Annotated in this window: 19 protein-coding genes; 4 read left to right on the top strand and 15 right to left on the bottom strand. The window is 39.1% G+C overall.

The features are described from left to right. Positions 1-206: 206 nt before the first annotated feature. Both ACFFGV_RS14865 and uvsE read right to left on the bottom strand, forming a co-directional pair. Positions 207-1109: a formate/nitrite transporter family protein gene (locus ACFFGV_RS14865; protein ID WP_377349377.1), complete on the bottom strand. Its 903-nt coding sequence runs from the start codon at positions 1107-1109 to the stop codon at positions 207-209. Between the two features lie 83 nt (positions 1110-1192). Then, positions 1193-2158: a UV DNA damage repair endonuclease UvsE gene (uvsE, locus tag ACFFGV_RS14860; RefSeq protein WP_377349761.1), complete on the bottom strand. Its 966-nt coding sequence runs from the start codon at positions 2156-2158 to the stop codon at positions 1193-1195. Between the two features lie 149 nt (positions 2159-2307). On the opposite strand from uvsE, the gene ACFFGV_RS14855 reads away from it, so the two are divergent. Then, positions 2308-3375, top strand: a complete 1068-nt coding sequence (locus tag ACFFGV_RS14855; protein ID WP_377349759.1) for a nitric oxide synthase oxygenase — start codon at positions 2308-2310, stop codon at positions 3373-3375. 91 nt (positions 3376-3466) lie between these two features. On the opposite strand, the gene ACFFGV_RS14850 is transcribed toward ACFFGV_RS14855, so the two are convergent. The 3 genes from ACFFGV_RS14850 to ACFFGV_RS14840 form a co-directional block, all read right to left on the bottom strand. Continuing rightward, positions 3467-4051, bottom strand: coding sequence for a hypothetical protein (locus ACFFGV_RS14850; RefSeq protein WP_377349375.1), 585 nt, complete (start codon positions 4049-4051; stop codon positions 3467-3469). Between the two features lie 216 nt (positions 4052-4267). Continuing rightward, positions 4268-4795 carry a type 1 glutamine amidotransferase domain-containing protein gene (locus ACFFGV_RS14845; protein ID WP_377349372.1) on the bottom strand — a complete coding sequence of 176 codons (528 nt, stop codon included), beginning with the start codon at positions 4793-4795 and terminating at the stop codon, positions 4268-4270. A 155-nt stretch (positions 4796-4950) separates the two neighbouring features. Beyond that, positions 4951-5100 (bottom strand): hypothetical protein, encoded by a 150-nt coding sequence (locus tag ACFFGV_RS14840; protein ID WP_377349369.1) that lies wholly within the window; start codon positions 5098-5100, stop codon positions 4951-4953. Between the two features lie 256 nt (positions 5101-5356). On the opposite strand from ACFFGV_RS14840, the gene exaC reads away from it, so the two are divergent. Continuing rightward, positions 5357-6877 carry an acetaldehyde dehydrogenase ExaC gene (gene exaC / locus ACFFGV_RS14835; protein WP_377349367.1) on the top strand — a complete coding sequence of 507 codons (1521 nt, stop codon included), beginning with the start codon at positions 5357-5359 and terminating at the stop codon, positions 6875-6877. A 1-nt stretch (position 6878) separates the two neighbouring features. Next, positions 6879-7217, top strand: coding sequence for a DUF779 domain-containing protein (locus ACFFGV_RS14830; RefSeq protein WP_377349365.1), 339 nt, complete (start codon positions 6879-6881; stop codon positions 7215-7217). 75 nt (positions 7218-7292) lie between these two features. On the opposite strand, the gene ACFFGV_RS14825 is transcribed toward ACFFGV_RS14830, so the two are convergent. The 10 genes from ACFFGV_RS14825 to ACFFGV_RS14780 form a co-directional block, all read right to left on the bottom strand. After that, positions 7293-7484 carry a YfhD family protein gene (locus ACFFGV_RS14825; RefSeq protein WP_377349363.1) on the bottom strand — a complete coding sequence of 64 codons (192 nt, stop codon included), beginning with the start codon at positions 7482-7484 and terminating at the stop codon, positions 7293-7295. Positions 7485-7602: 118 nt separating this feature from the next. Further along, the gene (locus tag ACFFGV_RS14820) at positions 7603-8586 is read right to left on the bottom strand and encodes a LysM peptidoglycan-binding and 3D domain-containing protein (RefSeq protein ID WP_377349361.1); all 984 of its coding nucleotides are present in this window, start codon (positions 8584-8586) and stop codon (positions 7603-7605) included. A 205-nt stretch (positions 8587-8791) separates the two neighbouring features. Continuing rightward, the gene (gene panF, locus ACFFGV_RS14815; protein WP_377349359.1) at positions 8792-10225 is read right to left on the bottom strand and encodes a sodium/pantothenate symporter; all 1434 of its coding nucleotides are present in this window, start codon (positions 10223-10225) and stop codon (positions 8792-8794) included. Next, a complete protein-coding gene (locus ACFFGV_RS14810; RefSeq protein WP_377349357.1) occupies positions 10222-10494 on the bottom strand; it encodes a YhdT family protein in 273 nt (90 codons plus the stop codon). Before ACFFGV_RS14810 ends, panF begins: the two co-directional genes overlap by 4 nt. Before the next feature lie 148 nt (positions 10495-10642). Beyond that, the gene (locus tag ACFFGV_RS14805; RefSeq protein WP_377349354.1) at positions 10643-12439 is read right to left on the bottom strand and encodes an ATP-binding protein; all 1797 of its coding nucleotides are present in this window, start codon (positions 12437-12439) and stop codon (positions 10643-10645) included. 215 nt (positions 12440-12654) lie between these two features. Next, on the bottom strand, positions 12655-13506 hold the full coding sequence (locus ACFFGV_RS14800) for a DUF1206 domain-containing protein (protein WP_377349351.1): 852 nt from the start codon (positions 13504-13506) through the stop codon (positions 12655-12657). A gap of 241 nt (positions 13507-13747) precedes the next feature. Continuing rightward, positions 13748-15367, bottom strand: coding sequence for an ABC-F family ATP-binding cassette domain-containing protein (locus tag ACFFGV_RS14795; protein ID WP_377349349.1), 1620 nt, complete (start codon positions 15365-15367; stop codon positions 13748-13750). Between the two features lie 165 nt (positions 15368-15532). Next, positions 15533-16321: a sulfite exporter TauE/SafE family protein gene (locus ACFFGV_RS14790; protein WP_377349346.1), complete on the bottom strand. Its 789-nt coding sequence runs from the start codon at positions 16319-16321 to the stop codon at positions 15533-15535. Positions 16322-16380: 59 nt separating this feature from the next. Beyond that, positions 16381-16860 carry a DsrE/DsrF/DrsH-like family protein gene (locus ACFFGV_RS14785; protein ID WP_377349344.1) on the bottom strand — a complete coding sequence of 160 codons (480 nt, stop codon included), beginning with the start codon at positions 16858-16860 and terminating at the stop codon, positions 16381-16383. Positions 16861-16914: 54 nt separating this feature from the next. Further along, a complete protein-coding gene (locus tag ACFFGV_RS14780) occupies positions 16915-17142 on the bottom strand; it encodes a sulfurtransferase TusA family protein (protein WP_377349342.1) in 228 nt (75 codons plus the stop codon). Between the two features lie 263 nt (positions 17143-17405). On the opposite strand from ACFFGV_RS14780, the gene ACFFGV_RS14775 reads away from it, so the two are divergent. Beyond that, the gene (locus ACFFGV_RS14775; RefSeq protein ID WP_377349340.1) at positions 17406-18497 is read left to right on the top strand and encodes an FAD-dependent oxidoreductase; all 1092 of its coding nucleotides are present in this window, start codon (positions 17406-17408) and stop codon (positions 18495-18497) included. The last annotated feature ends 229 nt before the right edge of the window (positions 18498-18726 follow it).

The following is an 18726-nucleotide window of genomic DNA, read 5'->3' as shown; positions in this document are numbered from 1 at the left end:
GCCTCCCCCACTCTTTGAGGTTTAATGGGGACGTTGTCAAAGCGTGTAGGGCCGTTTCAAGGGTATATGCAATTCCATGCATGGTAGTAAGCTGTTTTCTATGTTAAGGAAGAATCATTGAAAAAGCTCCCATTCCTCTATAGGAAAGAGAGCTTTATACATGGAACATTCTATACAGTCTTTAGCCACACTAGCGATGGTATTCATTATTTCTTATCTAAGGCAGATTGTATGTCATCCTTATAAGCATAGGAGAATAGTAAAGAAACAAGTATACCTCCTCCAATGATATTACCTATACTTGCAGGTAATAAGTTAAAAAACAGAAATTCATACCATGCATATGGGGTGTCTGTTAGGATACCTAGACTGAAATAGCCCATGTTTGCGGCACTGTGTTGAAAGTTCCCCGCAACAAATAGTACTACCGGTAATATCGTACCCAGAAACTTACCAGTAATATCTCTGGCAGCGGTGGTTAAAAATGCTGCCATACCAATTAACCAGTTCGCTAGAATTCCAGATAGGATTATTTGAAACCACCCTTTTACGCCGTTATCCATAAACTTCATCTTATGATCGATATAGGTGGATAATTCGGTATAAAACGATGGATTAACAGAACCCGAGTATTTCACGAATACAGCAACAAACAACGCCCCGATTATATTCCCGATATAGGCTGACAGCCAAAACTTAAATATGTTTCGTTGCAAGAATGAGGTTGAATTAAATAAGTAGGTTGGTAAGAGTACATTTACTTCTGTAAACAGAACGGATCCTGAAATAAAAACCATCGCATAACCAGTTGCGAATCCAATTCCGGATAAGAGGTAATATAATCCTTTAGCATCAATGCCGATTGCAAGTAGAATGGAAAACGTTGCCCCAAAGGTCATAAAGCCTCCAGCTGTCAATGCCAATAAAAATTGAGCCGGAAATCGTTTAACTAAGTGATCTCTTCCTTTATGGGCAAACTCGCTTACAATTTGGGATGGGATATAAAACTGTCTCCCTGGTCGGTCTGGATTTTCTCTGGATTCTATAGTTGTGCCGTATTTTTGGTCCTTTGTTTCATTTCCATATTGGTCCTTATTATACTCTGCCATATATCATCCCTCCACTTTCCTCCCTATTCCCTAACCGAAAATAGTGTAATCACTAGGAAAGCGAATACTTTATATCAATTGTATTACAATACCTTTATTTCTGTAGGAGTGACGAGTTCTATTCCCTCTCGTTGTTGTAGGTCATGGACAAGCTGGAAAAGTGCATCATCCTTTTGTTTGGCTTCAATCATGCAATCCACTTGAGGAACACTTTGATTGACCTGCTTCATAAAGGAATAGAACGTTTCATCCTCTACGTAATCAGCATGACTGTTAAAATCATGTTTACTCCTTGGGCTTGAAAGATGTACTTTGATTGGGAAGGGGCTGTTTTTCCATGTGGCAATGGCTCTTTCCCAATGCTGTAGCCAATTAGGATGGTAATGATTAGCATGATGATGGTGAAGGTCGAATACGAAAGGAATACTTAATTTTTCGCATATGTACAAGCAATCTTCCATTGTGTACAGCGTGTCATCGTTTTCCAATAAGACCATGCTTTGTATGGGTGTGGGGATGTAAGCCCAATTTTCAATAAATCTTTCTAAGGATGCCTCCTTATCTTGATAGGCCCCTCCTAAATGCAATACACACCGATGAGCAGGGTTTAATCCCATAGAGGTTAGAAGCCGATAATGATAACGAAGTATATGTAAAGAGGATTTTAACTTTTCTTTATGTGGTGTGTTTAACACAACATAATGATCCGGATGGAAATCTATTCTCATATTGTTTTGTATTGCAAAATGCCCTATCTCTTGCAGCTCCTCCTTCACATTTTTTATATAATTCCAATGTGCAAGCTCCTCGTGTGTAGCTAGTGGAATTAATTTCGAGCTTAAGCGATAGAAGGAAATTTTGTTTGCTTTGTTATGCTTTAGTAATCTTAACGTATTGTGAAGGTTGGTAGATGCAATCCTTTCTAATTTCGCAATTGCAGCTTCTCTATCCTCTATTTGCTTGAATTGCTGATAGGTCATCATTCTAGAGGGAGAAGCATTGGACACATGCTTACTCATCGCAACGTAGCCAAGCCGAAAGATGGTCATTTCATCACTCCATTTCTGACACATAGGATTTATGCTCCATTTCCCTTCTATTATGTACATACTTATGTCACATATAACATGATGCAATTGTGTTACAATAACTGAAGTGTAATAAATGGAGGTTCGGTATCGTGACAACTACTGAGATAATGCAGCAAGCAGAGCAATTTATAACAACTTGTTATGAGGAATTAGGTAAATCGTCCGAAGAATTGACTGCCAGATTAACTGAAATTGCAGCCGAGATTGAGCAATATGGCTTTTATGAACATACATTTGAAGAGATAGATCATGGAGCGAAGATGGCTTGGAGGAACAGTAATAAATGTATCGGAAGGCTGTTTTGGAATAGTTTAAAGGTTTTCGATAAACGAGGTCTGCAAACCGTTGATGAAGTGCGCGATGCATTAGAAGCCCACGTTCGATATGCAACTAATGGTGGTAAAATTCGTTCTACCATCACGGTATTTCATCCTGTACATAATAAGGAAAATGCAGTTCGAATATGGAATCATCAATTAATCCGTTATGCCGGATACGAAACCGAAGACGGTGTTCTTGGTGACCCAGCCTCTATTGCCTTCACGAAAAAGTGTACAGAACTTGGGTGGGTTGGGGAAGGAACTCATTACGATATATTACCGTGGGTTATTCAAATTGGAGACGAATCACCAGTTTGGTTTGAGGTCCCCAATGATATTGTGCTAGAGATACCTTTACGTCATCCACATTATGATTGGTTTTCTGACCTGCACTTAAAATGGTATGCTGTTCCCATTCTTTCTGATATGAAATTAGAAATTGGTGGAATAGAATATGTAGGAGCTCCATTTAATGGATGGTATATGGAAACAGAAATTGGAGCACGGAATTTAGCGGATGAATGTCGATATAACATGCTGCCAAAGGTCGCTTCCTTTATGGGATTAGACATTAAAAGGAATCAATCCCTATGGAAAGACAGAGCACTACTAGAACTAAATGCAGCCGTTATACATTCTTATAAGGAAGATGGGGTTAATATCGTGGACCATCATACTGCTGCCCAGCAATTTCACTCGTTTGAAATGAAAGAGCACCACCATGGAAGAAAGGTAACAGGAGACTGGGTTTGGTTAAACCCGCCCCTTTCTCCAGCAACTACCCATATGTTTCATAAGGAATATGATAATACAATTCATTCACCAAATTATTACTATCAAGATCAACCATATTAATTCATAAAAGAGGGCTGCTAGATGGCAGCCCTCTTTTATGTGATATTAAGCTACAACAAGGAATCCTTTACGATAAAGAGCATTGTGTTTACTATCTAGCAATACCTCTTCTCATCATAAACATCCCACTACCAAGGGCAAGCATTACAAGCCCGCTTATCATCATAATAGGATAGCTGCTTGCTGTATCTGGCATTGGACCACCATTTTCAAGACCAACGCGATTCATTCTATCTGCCATGACCCACTTTCCTGCTTCGTACTTGTAATGAATAGTTAGTGTATAATTCCCTCGAAGTTGATTACTTCCTTGTTGCGTTACTTTGTAATGATGGTCGCTTAATTTTTCCAAATTATAATCATTCTGAAAATTTATCTTCGTGGGACCTTCCGTAGGTATAATGTACACATTATTATTTTTTTCCTCGAAGTAATGATCTAGATAATAATCTGCAAGAGGCCATACCATGATATTTTTGAATTCTTCTTCTAAGCGATCCTTGGAATCATATTTTTTTACTTTGAAGTTCTCATTCGTTTCTAACGTAGTCAGCTCTTTTAGGCGGTATTCTAATTCCTTTACAGGTGGTTTTCCAACGTTTTCTGCCATAACTGGACTACCCGCACCCATAACTACAATTAATCCAGTTATAATGGAAATTAATTTTTTTAACATATTAACAACCTCCCTAGTAATAGTTGGCTGTTAATGCATTAACAGAGTTTCAGATATATCTACTTCTTCTGACGGATAGGTAACGGAGGTGGTTTCAAAGAATCAAAAAAAAGACATCATGATACGAATAAAATATCAAAACGATTGGAATATTGCTTCTCTATAGGCAAAAAAATTGTAGGGAAGCCATGGCTTCCCTACAAAAAGAGGGTTTGGTTAGGATTGCTTTTCTAATACCGATATGAATTCTCTCATATAATCAGGCAAGTCTGGTGGACGACGGCTGGAGATTATGTTTCCATCCACAGTTACTGGTTCGTTCACCCAGGTGGAGCCAGCATTAATCATATCGTCTTTAATACCAGGTGTACTGGTTACTCTTTTCCCTTTTAATATATCAGCTGATATCAGCACCCAGCCTGCATGGCATACTTGGCCAATCGCTTTATTCTGTTCATTCATTTTACGAACCATTGTTATTATAGAATCGTATCTTCTGAGCTTATCGGGAGACCATCCACCAGGAACGAGAATTGCATCATAGTCGTCTGGATTAATGGTATCAAATGCTTTGTCAGATGTAACAGGTACGCCGTATTTACCTACGTACTCTTCCTCTGCCTTTTCGCCGACAATGTCCACAATAGCTCCTTCCTCTCGAAGGCGCATTACTGGATACCATAGTTCTAAATCTTCGAAATCATTGCTTACGAGTTGAATAATTTTTTTATTTTTTAGTCGCATAACATTCCCCTCCTTTTTCTTCATCATCCACTATAAATCATTACAATCACACACACAAACAATACCACTAAAGAATGAAAAACAAAAAGCAAAGGCAGAAACTAAACCTTTGCTTTTTGTTTCACTATAAAAATGTTCTAACAGACTAGCTATTCCTATTTATTGTCCTTTTTAGCTTTCATTGCTTTTGCTTCTGCATTGCGTTCTTGCTTCTCATAGTCGCGTGCATCTAACTCCTGACCGAATTCCTGATCACGCTTTTGCTTTTCTGGTTTGTTATTTTTTTCTTGGTTACGTTTAGCCATGTGTAACAGCTCCTTTAGATTGAGTAAGGTGGTACGTTTATACGATGTCCTATAATTCGAAATTTATTCATATGTGTTGAGGTCATCTTGCTTGATAATTATATTCAGAATATTTACACTTAACAGTAAGTTCTATTCTTTTTCTAGACTGCTATGTATGAGGTCTTCCCTTTACAAATAAGGAAAGTATTTACTTTTAAGAAAGCGTTTACATAAAAAGAATAGAAGACTGCCTAAATACTAAAGGAGGATTTACATGATCTATGCTAATCCAGGAGAAGCAAATTCTAAGGTGAGTTTTAAGAAACGGTATGATAATTTTATTGGTGGCGAATGGGTTGCACCAGTGGATGGAGAATACTTTGAAAACGTAAGCCCTGTCAATGGACAGGTTTTCTGTGAAGTAGCAAGATCCAAGGCAGCAGATGTGGATTTAGCCATAGATGCTGGCTATAGTGCAAAAAACGATTGGGCGCAAACATCCCCTGCCGAAAGAGCAAACATTCTCAATAAGATTGCTGATCGAATAGAAAATAACTTAGAAATGCTAGCTGTTGCAGAAACGTGGGATAATGGTAAAGCGGTTCGAGAAACGCTAGCAGCGGACCTGCCTTTGGCTGTAGATCACTTCCGATATTTTGCAGGCTGTATCCGTGCAGAAGAAGGTTCAATTGGTCAAATTGATAACGAAACAGTTGCCTATCATTTTAAAGAACCACTAGGTGTTGTAGGACAAATCATTCCTTGGAACTTCCCAATATTAATGGCTACGTGGAAGCTAGCTCCTGCCTTGGCTGCTGGGAACTGTGTAGTTTTAAAGCCTGCTGAACAAACACCAGCCTCTATTATGGTCCTAACCGAGCTCATCGAGGATTTGCTGCCAGCTGGAGTTCTCAATATTGTAAATGGTTTTGGAGTAGAAGCTGGAAAACCGTTGGCCTCTAATGATCGCATTGCAAAAGTGGCTTTTACTGGGGAAACTACTACCGGAAGAATGATTATGCAATATGCCTCCCAAAATATTATTCCCGTTACGCTTGAATTAGGAGGCAAATCTCCGAACATTTTCTTCCCGGATATTGCCGATCATGATGATGAATTTTTTGATAAAGCGGTTGAAGGTTTTGTGATGTTTGCCTTAAACCAAGGTGAGGTTTGTACATGCCCATCCCGCGCACTTATTCACGAGTCTATCTATGACAAATTTATGGACCGGGCTTTGGAAAGAGTAAAACAAATCAAGCAAGGCAATCCATTAGATACAGAGACAATGATGGGGGCACAAGCATCGAATGAACAATTGGAAAAGATACTGTCATATTTGGAGATAGGTAAAGAAGAAGGCGCTGAATGTTTAATTGGCGGTGACCGTAATGTCCAAACTGGTGAATTGAGTGGAGGCTATTACGTTAATCCAACTATCTTCAAAGGCTCCAATGACATGCGTGTTTTTCAAGAAGAAATTTTCGGACCAGTTGTCTCGGTTACCACATTTAGTTCAGAAGAAGAAGCGTTAGAAATCGCTAACGATACCCTGTATGGACTAGGTGCTGGAATATGGACAAGAAATATTAATACTGCCTATACTTTTGGTCGAAATATAGAAGCAGGACGGGTATGGACGAATTGCTATCACTCCTATCCTGCTCATGCAGCATTTGGCGGCTACAAAATGTCTGGTATTGGAAGAGAAAACCACAAAATGATGCTTTCTCATTATCAACAAACAAAAAATATGCTTGTAAGCTACAGCCCTCAAAAGTTAGGATTTTATTAATATGGATAAGGTTACCGCTACACCACAAGCTATTGACTTAATCGAGAAGCTAAAAGCTAAACATGGCTCTCTTATGTTTCATCAATCAGGAGGATGTTGTGATGGCAGTTCACCTATGTGCTTTGCAGACGGTGACTTCATGATTGGAGATTCTGATGTGAAGCTGGGTGAAATTGGCGGTTGTCCGTTTTATATTGATAAGCGGCAATATGAATACTGGAAGCATACCCAACTTATCATTGATGTTGTAGAAGGTAGAGGGGGGATGTTCTCTTTAGAAGGGCCAGAAGGGTTACGATTTTTAACACGATCTAAAGTCTTCCCTACATCAGAAACGTAATACTTCGAGGTCTAAAGATAAAAAACAGAAGGCCGTCTATGCTCTAGTTCATAGACGGCCTTCTGTATTCTTCATTTAATGTTGTTTGTGCTGTTTTGCTCTTTCATCCGCAGCATTGGCTCTTTTCTGTGCCTCTCTATATTCCTGATCTGCGAATTCAGATGCAAACTCCACATCTCTGCCATCTTCTACGATATCTTTTGCTGGAGTTTGAGAAAGCTTTGCGTCATTCTTTTCCTTATGTTTCTTGCTTTGTCCTCTAGTCATAACATCTCTCCTTCTATCTGTTTTTTAGTAATACACTACTATCGTGGCTTAGAAGGGAGAAAAATATGTTGCGATATACAAAAAAAGCTGCCACTTGAGAAGGCAGCTTACGTTATTATTAATCCAATACTTTTACTTTTACTGTTTTCCGTCCCCATTGATATGCCTGACTCTTATTTGGGAAGAATACATCAATTTTATTTCCTTTTATCGCACCGCCTGTATCACCAGCAATCGCGTATCCATAGCCTTCCACATGAACTTTAGTACCTAATGGGATGACACTTGGATCCACAGCTATTACCTTCTGGTTTGGATTGGCTTTTAAGTTAATACCCGTTGATGTTATTCCAGAGCAGCCATTACAGTAGGCCGTATAAGCAGTGGAGGACATATTTAATGTCTTAACCGCTTGATTATCAGAACGAGATGGCTGCTGGTTAGAAGATGTATTATTTTGGCTAGTGTTTTGCTGGTTCTGGGTTGGAGCAGACGCCTGTGCTGTTTGCTTTGCAGGACCATCAAGTTTTAAGGATTGGCCAACATAAATGGTATTTGAACTTAAATGGTTCCATGCTTTTACATTACTAACAGAAACTCCATTGGCACTAGCTATCCCCCATAATGTATCACCCGGCTGAACCGTGTGAGTGGATTTAGTAGTAGCTTCCGTTTGCTTTGATTTAGCAGAAGTATTGTTTGTCTGCTGATTTGATCCCTTTAGCTGTAACTTCTGACCAGGATGAATAATGTCAGAAGTCAATTTATTTTTGGATTTTAAACCGCTCACAGATAGTCCATTTTCGTTAGCAATACCCCAAAGTGTGTCACCAGATTGAACGGTGTAAGTATTTGTATGATTAACATTTACCTTCTTCGGTTCATTAGATGCTCCGGACACCTCTAATGAAGATCCTGCGTAAATGATATGATTAGATAAATTATTCCAGTCTTGTAAATCTTGTACGGTTACATTATGTGCTTGGGAAATACCCCAAAGCGTATCACCTTTCTTCACCTGTACCTCTTCTGCATGTGCAGTACTTGCAAAAACACCAGAAACACCCGCGACAGCAGCAATAGTCATAATTGCTTTTTTCATATGGTAACTCCCCCTGTTTTGTTTTTGCGTTAAGCAATTAACCTAGGTAATACTATAACAGACAACCTAGATATACAAAGAACAAGGAGGTAACAATGTTGTTGCATCTATAACAAGTACATGACAGTAATATTACATATAATCTTCCAATTCATGAAAATACTTCATCCTAGGTGTAGGATGAAGTATTTATCACGTGACGCAATTAACCTAGTTTATTAGCGGTTTGAGTACTAAAGCTGACAACGACATATACGACAAATGATAATACGACTGGAACGGTTACTGGATGAACAGAAATCATGTCACTAAACATTTTATCTACAATGATGTAGGAGCCTATACCCGTTAACATGGAAGCCAGCGCGCCATACTGATTCCCTTTAGACCAATACAACCCTAACACCACGGGCCATATAAAGGCTGCCTCTAGCCCGCCAAAGGCGTATAGATTTAGCCAAATTAGTAGTTCAGGGGGCTGTATTGCTAACAAGAAAACAATAATGCCAAGAATCGCAGTAACGGTAAAGCTAAGTTTCCTAACACGATCATTGCTTGCTTTAGGATTTATATAGTTAATATAAACATCTTTCACAATAGCGGAGCTAACTAATAATAGCAAGGAGTCTACTGTAGACATAATGGCTGCCATCGGTGCCGAAAGGACAATACCTGCTACCCAGGGCGGCAGTACTTCTTGAGCTATCGCTGGCATAACCATGTCAGGATTTTCAATGGTTGGCAAAATCGGTTTAGCAAGTACCCCTATGAGGTGCATGTTTAACATGATGACACCAACTACGACAGTTCCTATAATAATAGCTCTATGCATTGCTTTAGATGATTTATAGGACATTGCTCGAACGGTGACATGGGGCAGTCCAACTACTCCTACACCAACAAGAATCCAAAAGGAGGATACATAAGAAGGAGTCAGGTCAGCATTTGCCCCGAAAGGAGTAACCAAGTTAGGATTCTGATCAACGAGATCAGACATAATCGAGGACATACCTCCTCCTGCAATGATCGTCGCAACAAGTAATGTTAGTGTCCCAAGAAACATGACCACGCCTTGTACAGTGTCTGTCAGTGCTACTGCTCGGAAACCGCCTATGATGACATATACGAGAACGGATAGCGCAAAAATGAAAAGTGCGCTAGTATAGGATAGCCCTGTGACGGATTCAATTAGTCTGGCACCTCCAACCCATTGAGATGCCATTGCACTAAATAAGAAGATAACGATACTAAGAGCTCCAGTAATAACCACCCATTTATTCTCATATCGTTTTCGCAGGAAATCAATTAATGTAACCGCCTGATATTGTCTTGCCACGATTGCAAATCGTTTCCCAAGGACCATTAAGACAAAATAACCTGTTACTAACTGAGACATGGCCAGGAGAACCCATCCAAGTCCTTGATTATAAGCAAGCCCTGGCCCCCCAATGAAACTGCTTGCACTTCCGTAGGTTGCTGTCATAGTCATAGCGAGTATGAAACCACCTAATTGTCTCCCGCCTAGAAAATAATCCTGTAGGAAGGAATCTGAAGAGCGTAAATGTCTGCTAGACCAAAATCCAATGATAAAAATAATTAGCAGGAAGATAATTAATGAGATAAGTACTGATAAATTCATGTTTCCTCCCCTTCTTCATCTTCTAAGGGCACCTCTGTAAACATAAAACGTACCACTAAGATGACGAGTACGGCCATAATGAGGAAACCTAAAACACAGCTATAAAAAAACCAAGCAGGTAAACCAAAAATATAAGTATAGGATTCTGGGTTTTTGCTTCCCAGCCCATAAGCAAAGCCATACCACCAGATGAAATTGATAATAGCAAGGATAACGCCAATGAGAGCTTCTCTATTGGCTATGGCAAAGCGTTTATCTTTATGATGCAAAGAATCACCCTTTCTTAAGTATATAAAGCATATCTACTATACCTTTTGTGTCACTTCTTCATCAATCATTTCATTCCTATCATACTAAAGAGTTCCCCTAAGGTGTAATGGGAAACTACTATACCAAAAGAAAAGATTACTGCTTAGTCTAATGTGCAGTAATCTTTTCTGTTACAGATGAAGGTAATGTAATAATAAACGATGTGCCTATTTCTTTCTCACTTTCTACTCGAACACTGCCATGATGACTTTCTATTATTTTAAAGCTTGTCATTAATCCAAGTCCATTACCACTCTGCTTGGTTGTATAAAATGGCTCCCCTAATTTCTTTATTTCCTCAGAGGAGATACCCTTTCCAGTATCCTTCACCCTAATAATAATATCCTGATTGTCTACATGTAGCTCGACCGTCACATCTCCGCCTCGTGGTGTTGCTTCTATCCCATTCTTTACAAGATTAATAAACACTTGCTTTAATCGATCTGCATCGCATAATAATTGAACCTCTTCTACCTCAGCCTCCAAATGGAGGTTTACCTTATATTTCCGGGCAGTATATGACAGCAAGGAAAGTACATTTCGTAAAATGGGTACTATGTTTTCATGAGATAGCTCCACTTCCTTTGGTTTAGCCAGCATCATAAAGTCTTCTACGATGGTATTCACACGCTCTATCTCATCTACAATAATGTCTAAGTATTCTCTTCTTTCATGATCTACTTCGTCCAGTTGTAAAAATTCAGCATAGCCCCTCATAGATGTAAGAGGATTACGAATTTCATGAGCAACTCCCGCTGCTAGTTGTCCAACTGCTGCTAATTTATCCTGACGATGCAGCACCTCTTCGGTTTTCTTTCTTTCCGTAATGTCATTTCGAATAGCCAGGTATTGATACGGCTTCCCTTTCTCATTTAAGAATGGCACAATGGTGGTGTCCACCCAATAATAGGTGCCGTCTTTTGCTCTATTGCGAATCTCTCCACGCCACACATTTCCAGTCCCTATCGTCCTCCATAAATCTTTGAAATACTCCTTCGGATGGTAGCCAGAGTTCAATATTCGATGATCCTGACCAATGAGCTCATCTTCCTGAAATTTGGATATTTCTAGAAACTTATCGTTTACATATGTTATGATGCCTCTTTGATTTGTAATGGCAATGATGGATGAAGCATCCAAAGCAAATTCAATATCACTTAGATAAGTATCACTCGTCGTAAGTCTGTTATTTACTAAAGTACTAGACCAAAGAATGCCTGCTGTAATAAGAATAGTAATAAACAGTACTAAATATAAAACAAATGCTTCCTGTGATTCTCCTGAAGTAGGAGCAGCAACCTCTTCAGGCAATGAAAGAGAAGCCTTTGTCAACAGAAAGTAGCCTTCTACAATAGCAGCTGTAATAATAATTGAACTTAAAGGCTTTAACCATATGTTAGATACATGTATGGTATTACGGTAGCTGAACATAACCCATAAGGAGAACAAAAATGATCCGTAAATTAATAGCAACGATGGAATTAACACTAACCAATGATATTGTATATGAATCGTCAAAGTGTACATGCCCGTAACGTGTGCTGAAAATACGGCAAGGGTTAAAAATAAACTTGCCAGCAACAGTTTTTGAAACGGGATAACTTTATTAGCTAATACATACAATGCCATTCCAGAAAAAGAAATACTCAATATCATAGAGAGTATAGTGAAAGGGATTTGATTTCCAATTAAACTATAGGTGTCCATGGCCAGCATTGTAAGAAAATTCATCACCCAAATACCAATGCCCATAGATGAAATGCCACCCAGAAATAGAAATCTGCTTCCCTTTTTTGCATTTCTAAGTAATGTAAATAAATCTAGTGCTGTATATGTAGTCATTAATGTTAATAGGATAGCAATAATGATTAATATAGGACTATAGGATTCGATAACAGCCCCCATGATTTCCCCCCTAGTTTTTTTCCTCTGCCCTTATTTTACTGAATAATAGAGTATTAGGAAACCAGAATTTACATGTATTCCTTTCATTAATCACCAAAGCTCTGTTGAAGACCAATATTGATGGTAAGATAATATATTAAAAAAGGGGATAGTGGAAGGCTTTGTTTCAAGCACCACTTAAAAAGGCTCATAAAAAATGAGCGGTCTCCCGCTCATTATGATACCTTTACGTGTCTGTTTTTAGCTTTTAGTATTTGGAATATGCCAAATAGGACAAGACCCACAGAGACGATCCCAAGAAGCCATTGTCCAAAAGGCTGCTCTGCTAGTTTAGATAGTGCACCATCTATACCGATTTGCTGACTCTTATTGGAAGAGGATGTTATTGCAATTTGAATGAAGAAATAACCAATAATTCCAAATACAATTCCTCTAGCTGTTAATCCGATTTTCCCTGTTTTATTGACTGCCGATTTTTCGGAGGAATTCATTTCACCATATTTGAATTGTTTTTTATATTTTTCTGTAATCCCCCTGTATAATTCAGACATTCCATAGATAATTACGCCAATCCCAATCGATGCTATGACCCACTTGCCAAACGGCTGGCTTAGAACTTTAGCTGTCAGGGTTTGCTTTGAACCATCGCTTGAGGAATTACCAGACCCAGATCCTAATACGATGGAGAAGGCTTTAATAGCTAATGAAGAGTATAAAATACCACTAATAAAAAAGCCAATTCTAGGCATAACTCCTTTGTGTTCAGGGTTTTTAATAATTTGGATTACTCTCCATAGCACATAACCGACTAGTCCGATACCGGCGATCCAAATGAGTATATTACCAAAGGGTTTTTGTGCTAATGCAGCAAAAGCACCCTTTGTGCCCGTTGTCTTTCCTCCTACTCCAATAGCAGCCATGAAGGATAATATCCCAAGCAGCATATATACGGATCCCTTGGCAGCATATCCAAACCTTGCAGATGCTCTTATCCATGGCTTTACATCCTGACTAGCTTGTTTTCCGCTCCTTTTAGCTCGTTGTTTCGTGCTGACTACACTATCCATTACTGCTCACTCCCTTATTTTCTTTACCTATAAAGGAAATCCCCGAAACAATACGAAAGCAAACCTTTTTTTATATAATTTATGTAAAACCAGTTACAGGCTTTCTCTGTAGGCACATTTAGTATTGTAATGGTATTTAGATGAATAATTTATACATTATGTATGGGTGGAGAGCAGAAAAAATATTACATTATTAAAGCTTGCCGTGTAATCTTCCACGGCAAGCTTTGTGTTCACTCCATTATGCAGTTAGCTGCTTTCGTTGTCTCATAATTTCTGGGTCATTGACATATTCATCGTATGGCATATATTTATCAATGATACCGTTTGGTGTAATTTCAATAATTCGATTCGCAATTGTTTCAATGAACTGATGGTCATGAGATGCAAAGATGATTGAACCTTTAAAATTAATTAGACCTTCGTTCAATGCTGTAATGGACTCTAAGTCTAGGTGGTTCGTCGGCTCATCTAACAACAGAACATTTGAACCACTTAGCATCATCTTAGAGAGCATACAACGTACTTTCTCACCACCAGATAACACTTTTGCTTTCTTCTTCACTTCTTCACCAGAGAACAGCATGCGACCTAGGAAGCTTCTTAAGAAGGTTTCTGTTTCGTCCTCAGGAGAGTATTGACGCAGCCATTGAACAAGGTTTTGGTCATTGTTTTCGAAGAAAGCTGAGTTATCTTTTGGGAAATAGCTTTGAGAAGTCGTAACTCCCCATTTATACGTGCCAGCGTCTGGCTCCATTTCTCCCATTAATATTTTAAAAAGCGTCGTTTTAGCTAAATCATTATCTCCCACCAGCGCTACCTTATCATCTTTTTCCAATCTGAAAGAGATATTATCTAATACTTTAACGCCGTCAATGGTCTTAGAAAGGTTCTCTACCACTAACAAGTCATTACCAATTTCACGGTCTGGCTTGAATGCGATATAAGGATAGCGACGAGAAGATGGCTGAATATCATCCAGCGTAATTTTATCAAGTAATTTCTTACGAGAAGTAGCTTGTTTTGATTTGGATTTGTTAGCACTAAAGCGCTGAATAAATTCCTTTAGTTCTGCAGCCTTCTGTTCTTTCTTCTTATTCTCTTCTTTAGCAAGCTTTTGAGCAAGCTGGCTGGATTCGTACCAGAAGTCATAGTTACCTACATATACTTGAATTTTACCGAAGTCTAGGTCAGCAATGTGAGTACAAACCGTATTCAGGAAGTGACGGTCGTGGGAAACAACAATAACCGTTCCTTCGAAATTGATTAGGAATTCTTCCAGCCACTGAATAGCATGAATATCCAGGCCGTTTGTAGGCTCATCCAGTAATAGGACATCTGGATTACCGAATAAAGCTTGAGCAAGCAGCACTTTTACTTTTTGAGAATTAAGCAAGTCAGCCATGTTCTTATTATGAAGTTCTTCTGGAATACCTAGGCCTTTTAATAAACGAGCTGCATCAGATTCTGCTTCCCACCCGTTCATTTCAGCAAATTCTGCTTCTAATTCAGCTGCACGCATTCCGTCTTCTTCACTGAACTCTGCTTTTTGGTAAATAGCATCTTTCTCTTGCATTACGTCATAGAGACGTTTATATCCCATAAGCACCGTTTGCAGTACTTCATATTCCTCATATTCGAAGTGGTCCTGCTTCAGTACAGCCATTCTTTGATCCTTCTTCAAGGATACTTCTCCAGTCTGTGCTTCAATTTCGCCTGATAAAATTTTTAGAAAAGTTGATTTACCAGCACCGTTAGCACCAATCAGTCCATAACAGTTACCTGGATTAAACTTTATATTAACGTCTTCAAATAGCTTTTGGTCTCCAAAGCGAAGACTAACGTTAGTTGCTTGCAACATAAGTCATAATCCTCCAATATAATTTGATTACCATACAAGATTATATCATTCCTAAAGTCAAGATGATAGGTCTCATGGGAAAAAGCCCAATTGCATACAAAAGAGAGCCTATACCCTCTCATCACAAAACAGGCTGTTTTGTCATAAGAGAATATACGCTCTATGTTAAAATCCGATAAAATCCAGCCAAATTTTTATGGCGCTGCCTAATATCAACAATGCTAGAATAGCCTGGAGTATAGAAGTATTAATCTTTTTACCAGCACTAGCTCCTAACGGTGAAGCAATGAGGCTTGCTACTATCATAACTGCTGCAGGTCCATATTCCACCTGTCCTGTAGTGACCTTCCCTATTGTTGCACCAATAGATGAAATAAAGGTTATTGCTAAAGAGCTAGCTATAGTCATTCTTGTCGGAATCTTTAATACAACCAGCATAATAGGAACGAGTATAAATGCGCCAGCAGCCCCTACAATCCCTGCTCCAATACCCGTTATAAAAGCAAGAGCAGCAGCAATTGGTTTATGGAAGCTGACTTCCTCGAGCGGCGTATCCTCTCTTCCTTTCTTTGGTACAAACATCATTATGGCCGCAATGGTTGCTAAAACACCGTACACTAGGTTGACAGCGCTGTCTGACATAAGTCTTGAGCCATACCCACCGATGAAACTGCCGATAAGGATGCTGATTCCCATTGTTAGAATAAGTGGTTTATTTAAGTAACCACCTTTACGATACGCCCAAACACCACCAATTGTTGCGAAAAATACTTGAACTGCACTAATTCCCGAAACCTCATGAGCAGTAAAAGCAGTGAATCCGAGTAATGGTGGCACATAAAGGAGCAAAGGGTATTTAATAATAGATCCACCAATACCGACCATTCCAGAAATAAAGGAACCCGCAAAACCGATAACAAATATAGTTAAGAAAAAAAGTATGTTTAGTTCCATGGTAAGCCCCCTTACTAATAAACAGGAAGGATACATGTGTATCCTTCTCTGTAGATCAATTAAATGAACAGGTTCACATTCCCATCTTCAGCATCGCCAAGATAAGCTGCTACACCTGCGTACGTTAGGTCATCCAATAATTCTTCTCTCTTGAATCCGAGTAAGTCCATTGTCATTTGACACGCTACTAAGTTCACACCTTGCATTTGTGCCATTTCGATTAGTTCTGGTACAGTGCTGGTATTATGCTTTTTCATTACCTTCTTAATCATCTTCGGTCCGAGTCCTGCCATGTTCATCTTGGAAAGCCCCATTTTATCAGCGCCTCTTGGCATCATTTTACCAAACATTTTTTCTAGTATATTTTTCTGCGCCTCTACTTTTCCATCTTTCCGTAAAGCATTTAGCCCCCAGAATGTATGAAATATAGTCACTTCATGATCATAAGCTGCTGCCCCATTTGCAATAATATACGCAGCCATAGCTTTATCATAGTCTCCACTGAATAAGACAATGTTGGTTTTTTTAGTCTCTGTCATGACTTTCCTCCTCTCATAATACCAATAGGGGTATTATTTTCTCCAAAAAAAATATTACCCTTTTTTGATCCAAATAGTATATGTTCCTTCATCCTCTTTACTGTCTAGAAACTCATGGCCTGAGGATTTACTCCACATAGACAGATCAGCCTTTGCACCTGCATCAGTAGTAGCAATCTCCATTACCTGACCACTCTCTAAATCAGTAATAGCCTTTTTTGTTTGAATTAGCGGCATTGGACAAGCCAATCCTCTAACATCTAACTGTTTATCTACGTTCATAGATATACCTCCTTGGAAATAAAAATAAATACCTATATGGGTATATTACACCACTAAAGATATTTAGTCAACCCCCGGGGGCATATAGACATTCCCTTACTCAAATTCAATTCTTTTCTATAAGAATGCTTTATACCAAAAACCAACAACATCCATTAAAAGTTACCATCCTTAATAGACCGCAATACTTTCTTAACCCAGTGTGCTTTGCTATGATATCAACAGAAGCAACGTTACTTTAGGACAGGAAAGGAATTACTTCATTGAAACAACTATTACTAGCAGGCGCAGGTCACGCAAATCTTCATATTATAAAAGAATGGAAACAGAACCCCATTCCAGACACAGCCCTTACTGTGGTATCACCTTCTCCCTATCAATATTATTCAGGAATGTTTTCTTCCTTTACCGAAGGAATTTATAACATGGAAGATATTCGTATAGATGTAAAAGCACTAACAGAAGAAGCTGGCGGGACTTTTCTTCAAGAGGCTATTATGAGCGTAGACGGTTCACAGAAAATAGTCCTGACAGATCAAGGAAAGGTGTTCGGATACGACGCGGTATCATTTGACATTGGATCGTTAACTGCCCATACCGAACTTCCAGGTGTAAAAGAGCATGCGAAACGAATTAAACCCAACTACCATTTCCCAGAGATGATCGAAGAGATGAGAAATAGCACCAATCCGGTCATTGTTGGGGGAGGCATTGCGGGTACAGAGATGGCACTTTCCCTACAGGCTTATCGCAGAAGGCATGGCCAAAAGGGGTGGGTTTCGTTAATTACCAGTTCCGATAGACTGCTTGCTCAACAGTCAAATCGCGTTTCGAACAAGATTGAAGAAATAACAGAAGAAGCTGGTATAAATCTTTACGTAGATCAACAGGTAAAAAGTATAGATAAGCAGGCAATATGGACGAATAGGAATGAAGCTATCCCTTATGATGATGTCCTATGGCTCACTGGGCCAAAGGCTCCAGACTTGTTCAGAGTTTCTAACCTCCCAATCGATAAGGATGGATACCTTCAGGTGGAATCAACGCTTCAAGTGAAAGACTACCCTTCTATCTTTGGAGCAGGAGACTGTATAACTCTCTCCAATGCACCAAATCTCCCTAAAAACGGTGTGTTTGCGATTAGAGAGGCTCCGATATTGTGGGAAAACATTAGAGGCTTTCTAACGACAGGTGACGGTAGACATTATAAACCGCAGCAGCGCTATCTCTCTATTATGTCCATTGGAAATTATACTGGATTCTTAATGTACGGAGATATCGTTCTTAAAGGAAAATGGGCATGGAAGTGGAAACATCATATTGATACAACATTTATACAATCGTATCAATTTTAAAAGAGGGTTGGCCCCTCTCCCTTATTTAGTTTACATAATAATATTATGGTTTAATCATAAATCAAAAAAAGGGCACTATCATGAGATCATGATAGTGCCCTTCTCTTAGTGTGCCTGGCATGGGTGCATGCTTTAGGGTTAAAGTCCCGAACGGTGAAGGTCGTTGTAGCCGTTAGCCAAAGGCAAGGGTGTCTGGGGTGACCTAGAATCTGAAGGAAGCCGGAGGCAA

Source organism: Pontibacillus salicampi, from assembly GCF_042434395.1.
GTDB lineage: Bacteria > Bacillota > Bacilli > Bacillales > BH030062 > Pontibacillus > Pontibacillus salicampi.
The sequence above is the reverse complement of the archived record's forward strand: the minus strand, read 5'-3'. Positions and strand labels throughout refer to the sequence as shown.

Excerpts from the sequence above, each read along its gene's own strand:
- ACFFGV_RS14845 (WP_377349372.1), bottom strand. The coding sequence starts at position 4,795 with ATGCGACTAAAAAATAAAAAAATTATTCAACTCGTAAGCAATGATTTC.
- ACFFGV_RS14855 (WP_377349759.1), top strand. The coding sequence starts at position 2,308 with ATGCAGCAAGCAGAGCAATTTATAACAACTTGTTATGAGGAATTAGGT.
- ACFFGV_RS14830 (WP_377349365.1), top strand. The coding sequence starts at position 6,879 with ATGGATAAGGTTACCGCTACACCACAAGCTATTGACTTAATCGAGAAG.
- ACFFGV_RS14800 (WP_377349351.1), bottom strand. The coding sequence starts at position 13,506 with ATGGATAGTGTAGTCAGCACGAAACAACGAGCTAAAAGGAGCGGAAAA.
- ACFFGV_RS14850 (WP_377349375.1), bottom strand. The coding sequence starts at position 4,051 with ATGTTAAAAAAATTAATTTCCATTATAACTGGATTAATTGTAGTTATG.
- exaC (WP_377349367.1), top strand. The coding sequence starts at position 5,357 with ATGATCTATGCTAATCCAGGAGAAGCAAATTCTAAGGTGAGTTTTAAG.
- ACFFGV_RS14865 (WP_377349377.1), bottom strand. The coding sequence starts at position 1,109 with ATGGCAGAGTATAATAAGGACCAATATGGAAATGAAACAAAGGACCAA.
- ACFFGV_RS14840 (WP_377349369.1), bottom strand. The coding sequence starts at position 5,100 with ATGGCTAAACGTAACCAAGAAAAAAATAACAAACCAGAAAAGCAAAAG.
- ACFFGV_RS14780 (WP_377349342.1), bottom strand. The coding sequence starts at position 17,142 with ATGAACGTAGATAAACAGTTAGATGTTAGAGGATTGGCTTGTCCAATG.
- ACFFGV_RS14820 (WP_377349361.1), bottom strand. The coding sequence starts at position 8,586 with ATGAAAAAAGCAATTATGACTATTGCTGCTGTCGCGGGTGTTTCTGGT.
- ACFFGV_RS14795 (WP_377349349.1), bottom strand. The coding sequence starts at position 15,367 with ATGTTGCAAGCAACTAACGTTAGTCTTCGCTTTGGAGACCAAAAGCTA.
- ACFFGV_RS14825 (WP_377349363.1), bottom strand. The coding sequence starts at position 7,484 with ATGACTAGAGGACAAAGCAAGAAACATAAGGAAAAGAATGACGCAAAG.
- ACFFGV_RS14790 (WP_377349346.1), bottom strand. The coding sequence starts at position 16,321 with ATGGAACTAAACATACTTTTTTTCTTAACTATATTTGTTATCGGTTTT.
- uvsE (WP_377349761.1), bottom strand. The coding sequence starts at position 2,158 with ATGACCATCTTTCGGCTTGGCTACGTTGCGATGAGTAAGCATGTGTCC.
- ACFFGV_RS14805 (WP_377349354.1), bottom strand. The coding sequence starts at position 12,439 with ATGGGGGCTGTTATCGAATCCTATAGTCCTATATTAATCATTATTGCT.
- panF (WP_377349359.1), bottom strand. The coding sequence starts at position 10,225 with ATGAATTTATCAGTACTTATCTCATTAATTATCTTCCTGCTAATTATT.
- ACFFGV_RS14785 (WP_377349344.1), bottom strand. The coding sequence starts at position 16,860 with ATGACAGAGACTAAAAAAACCAACATTGTCTTATTCAGTGGAGACTAT.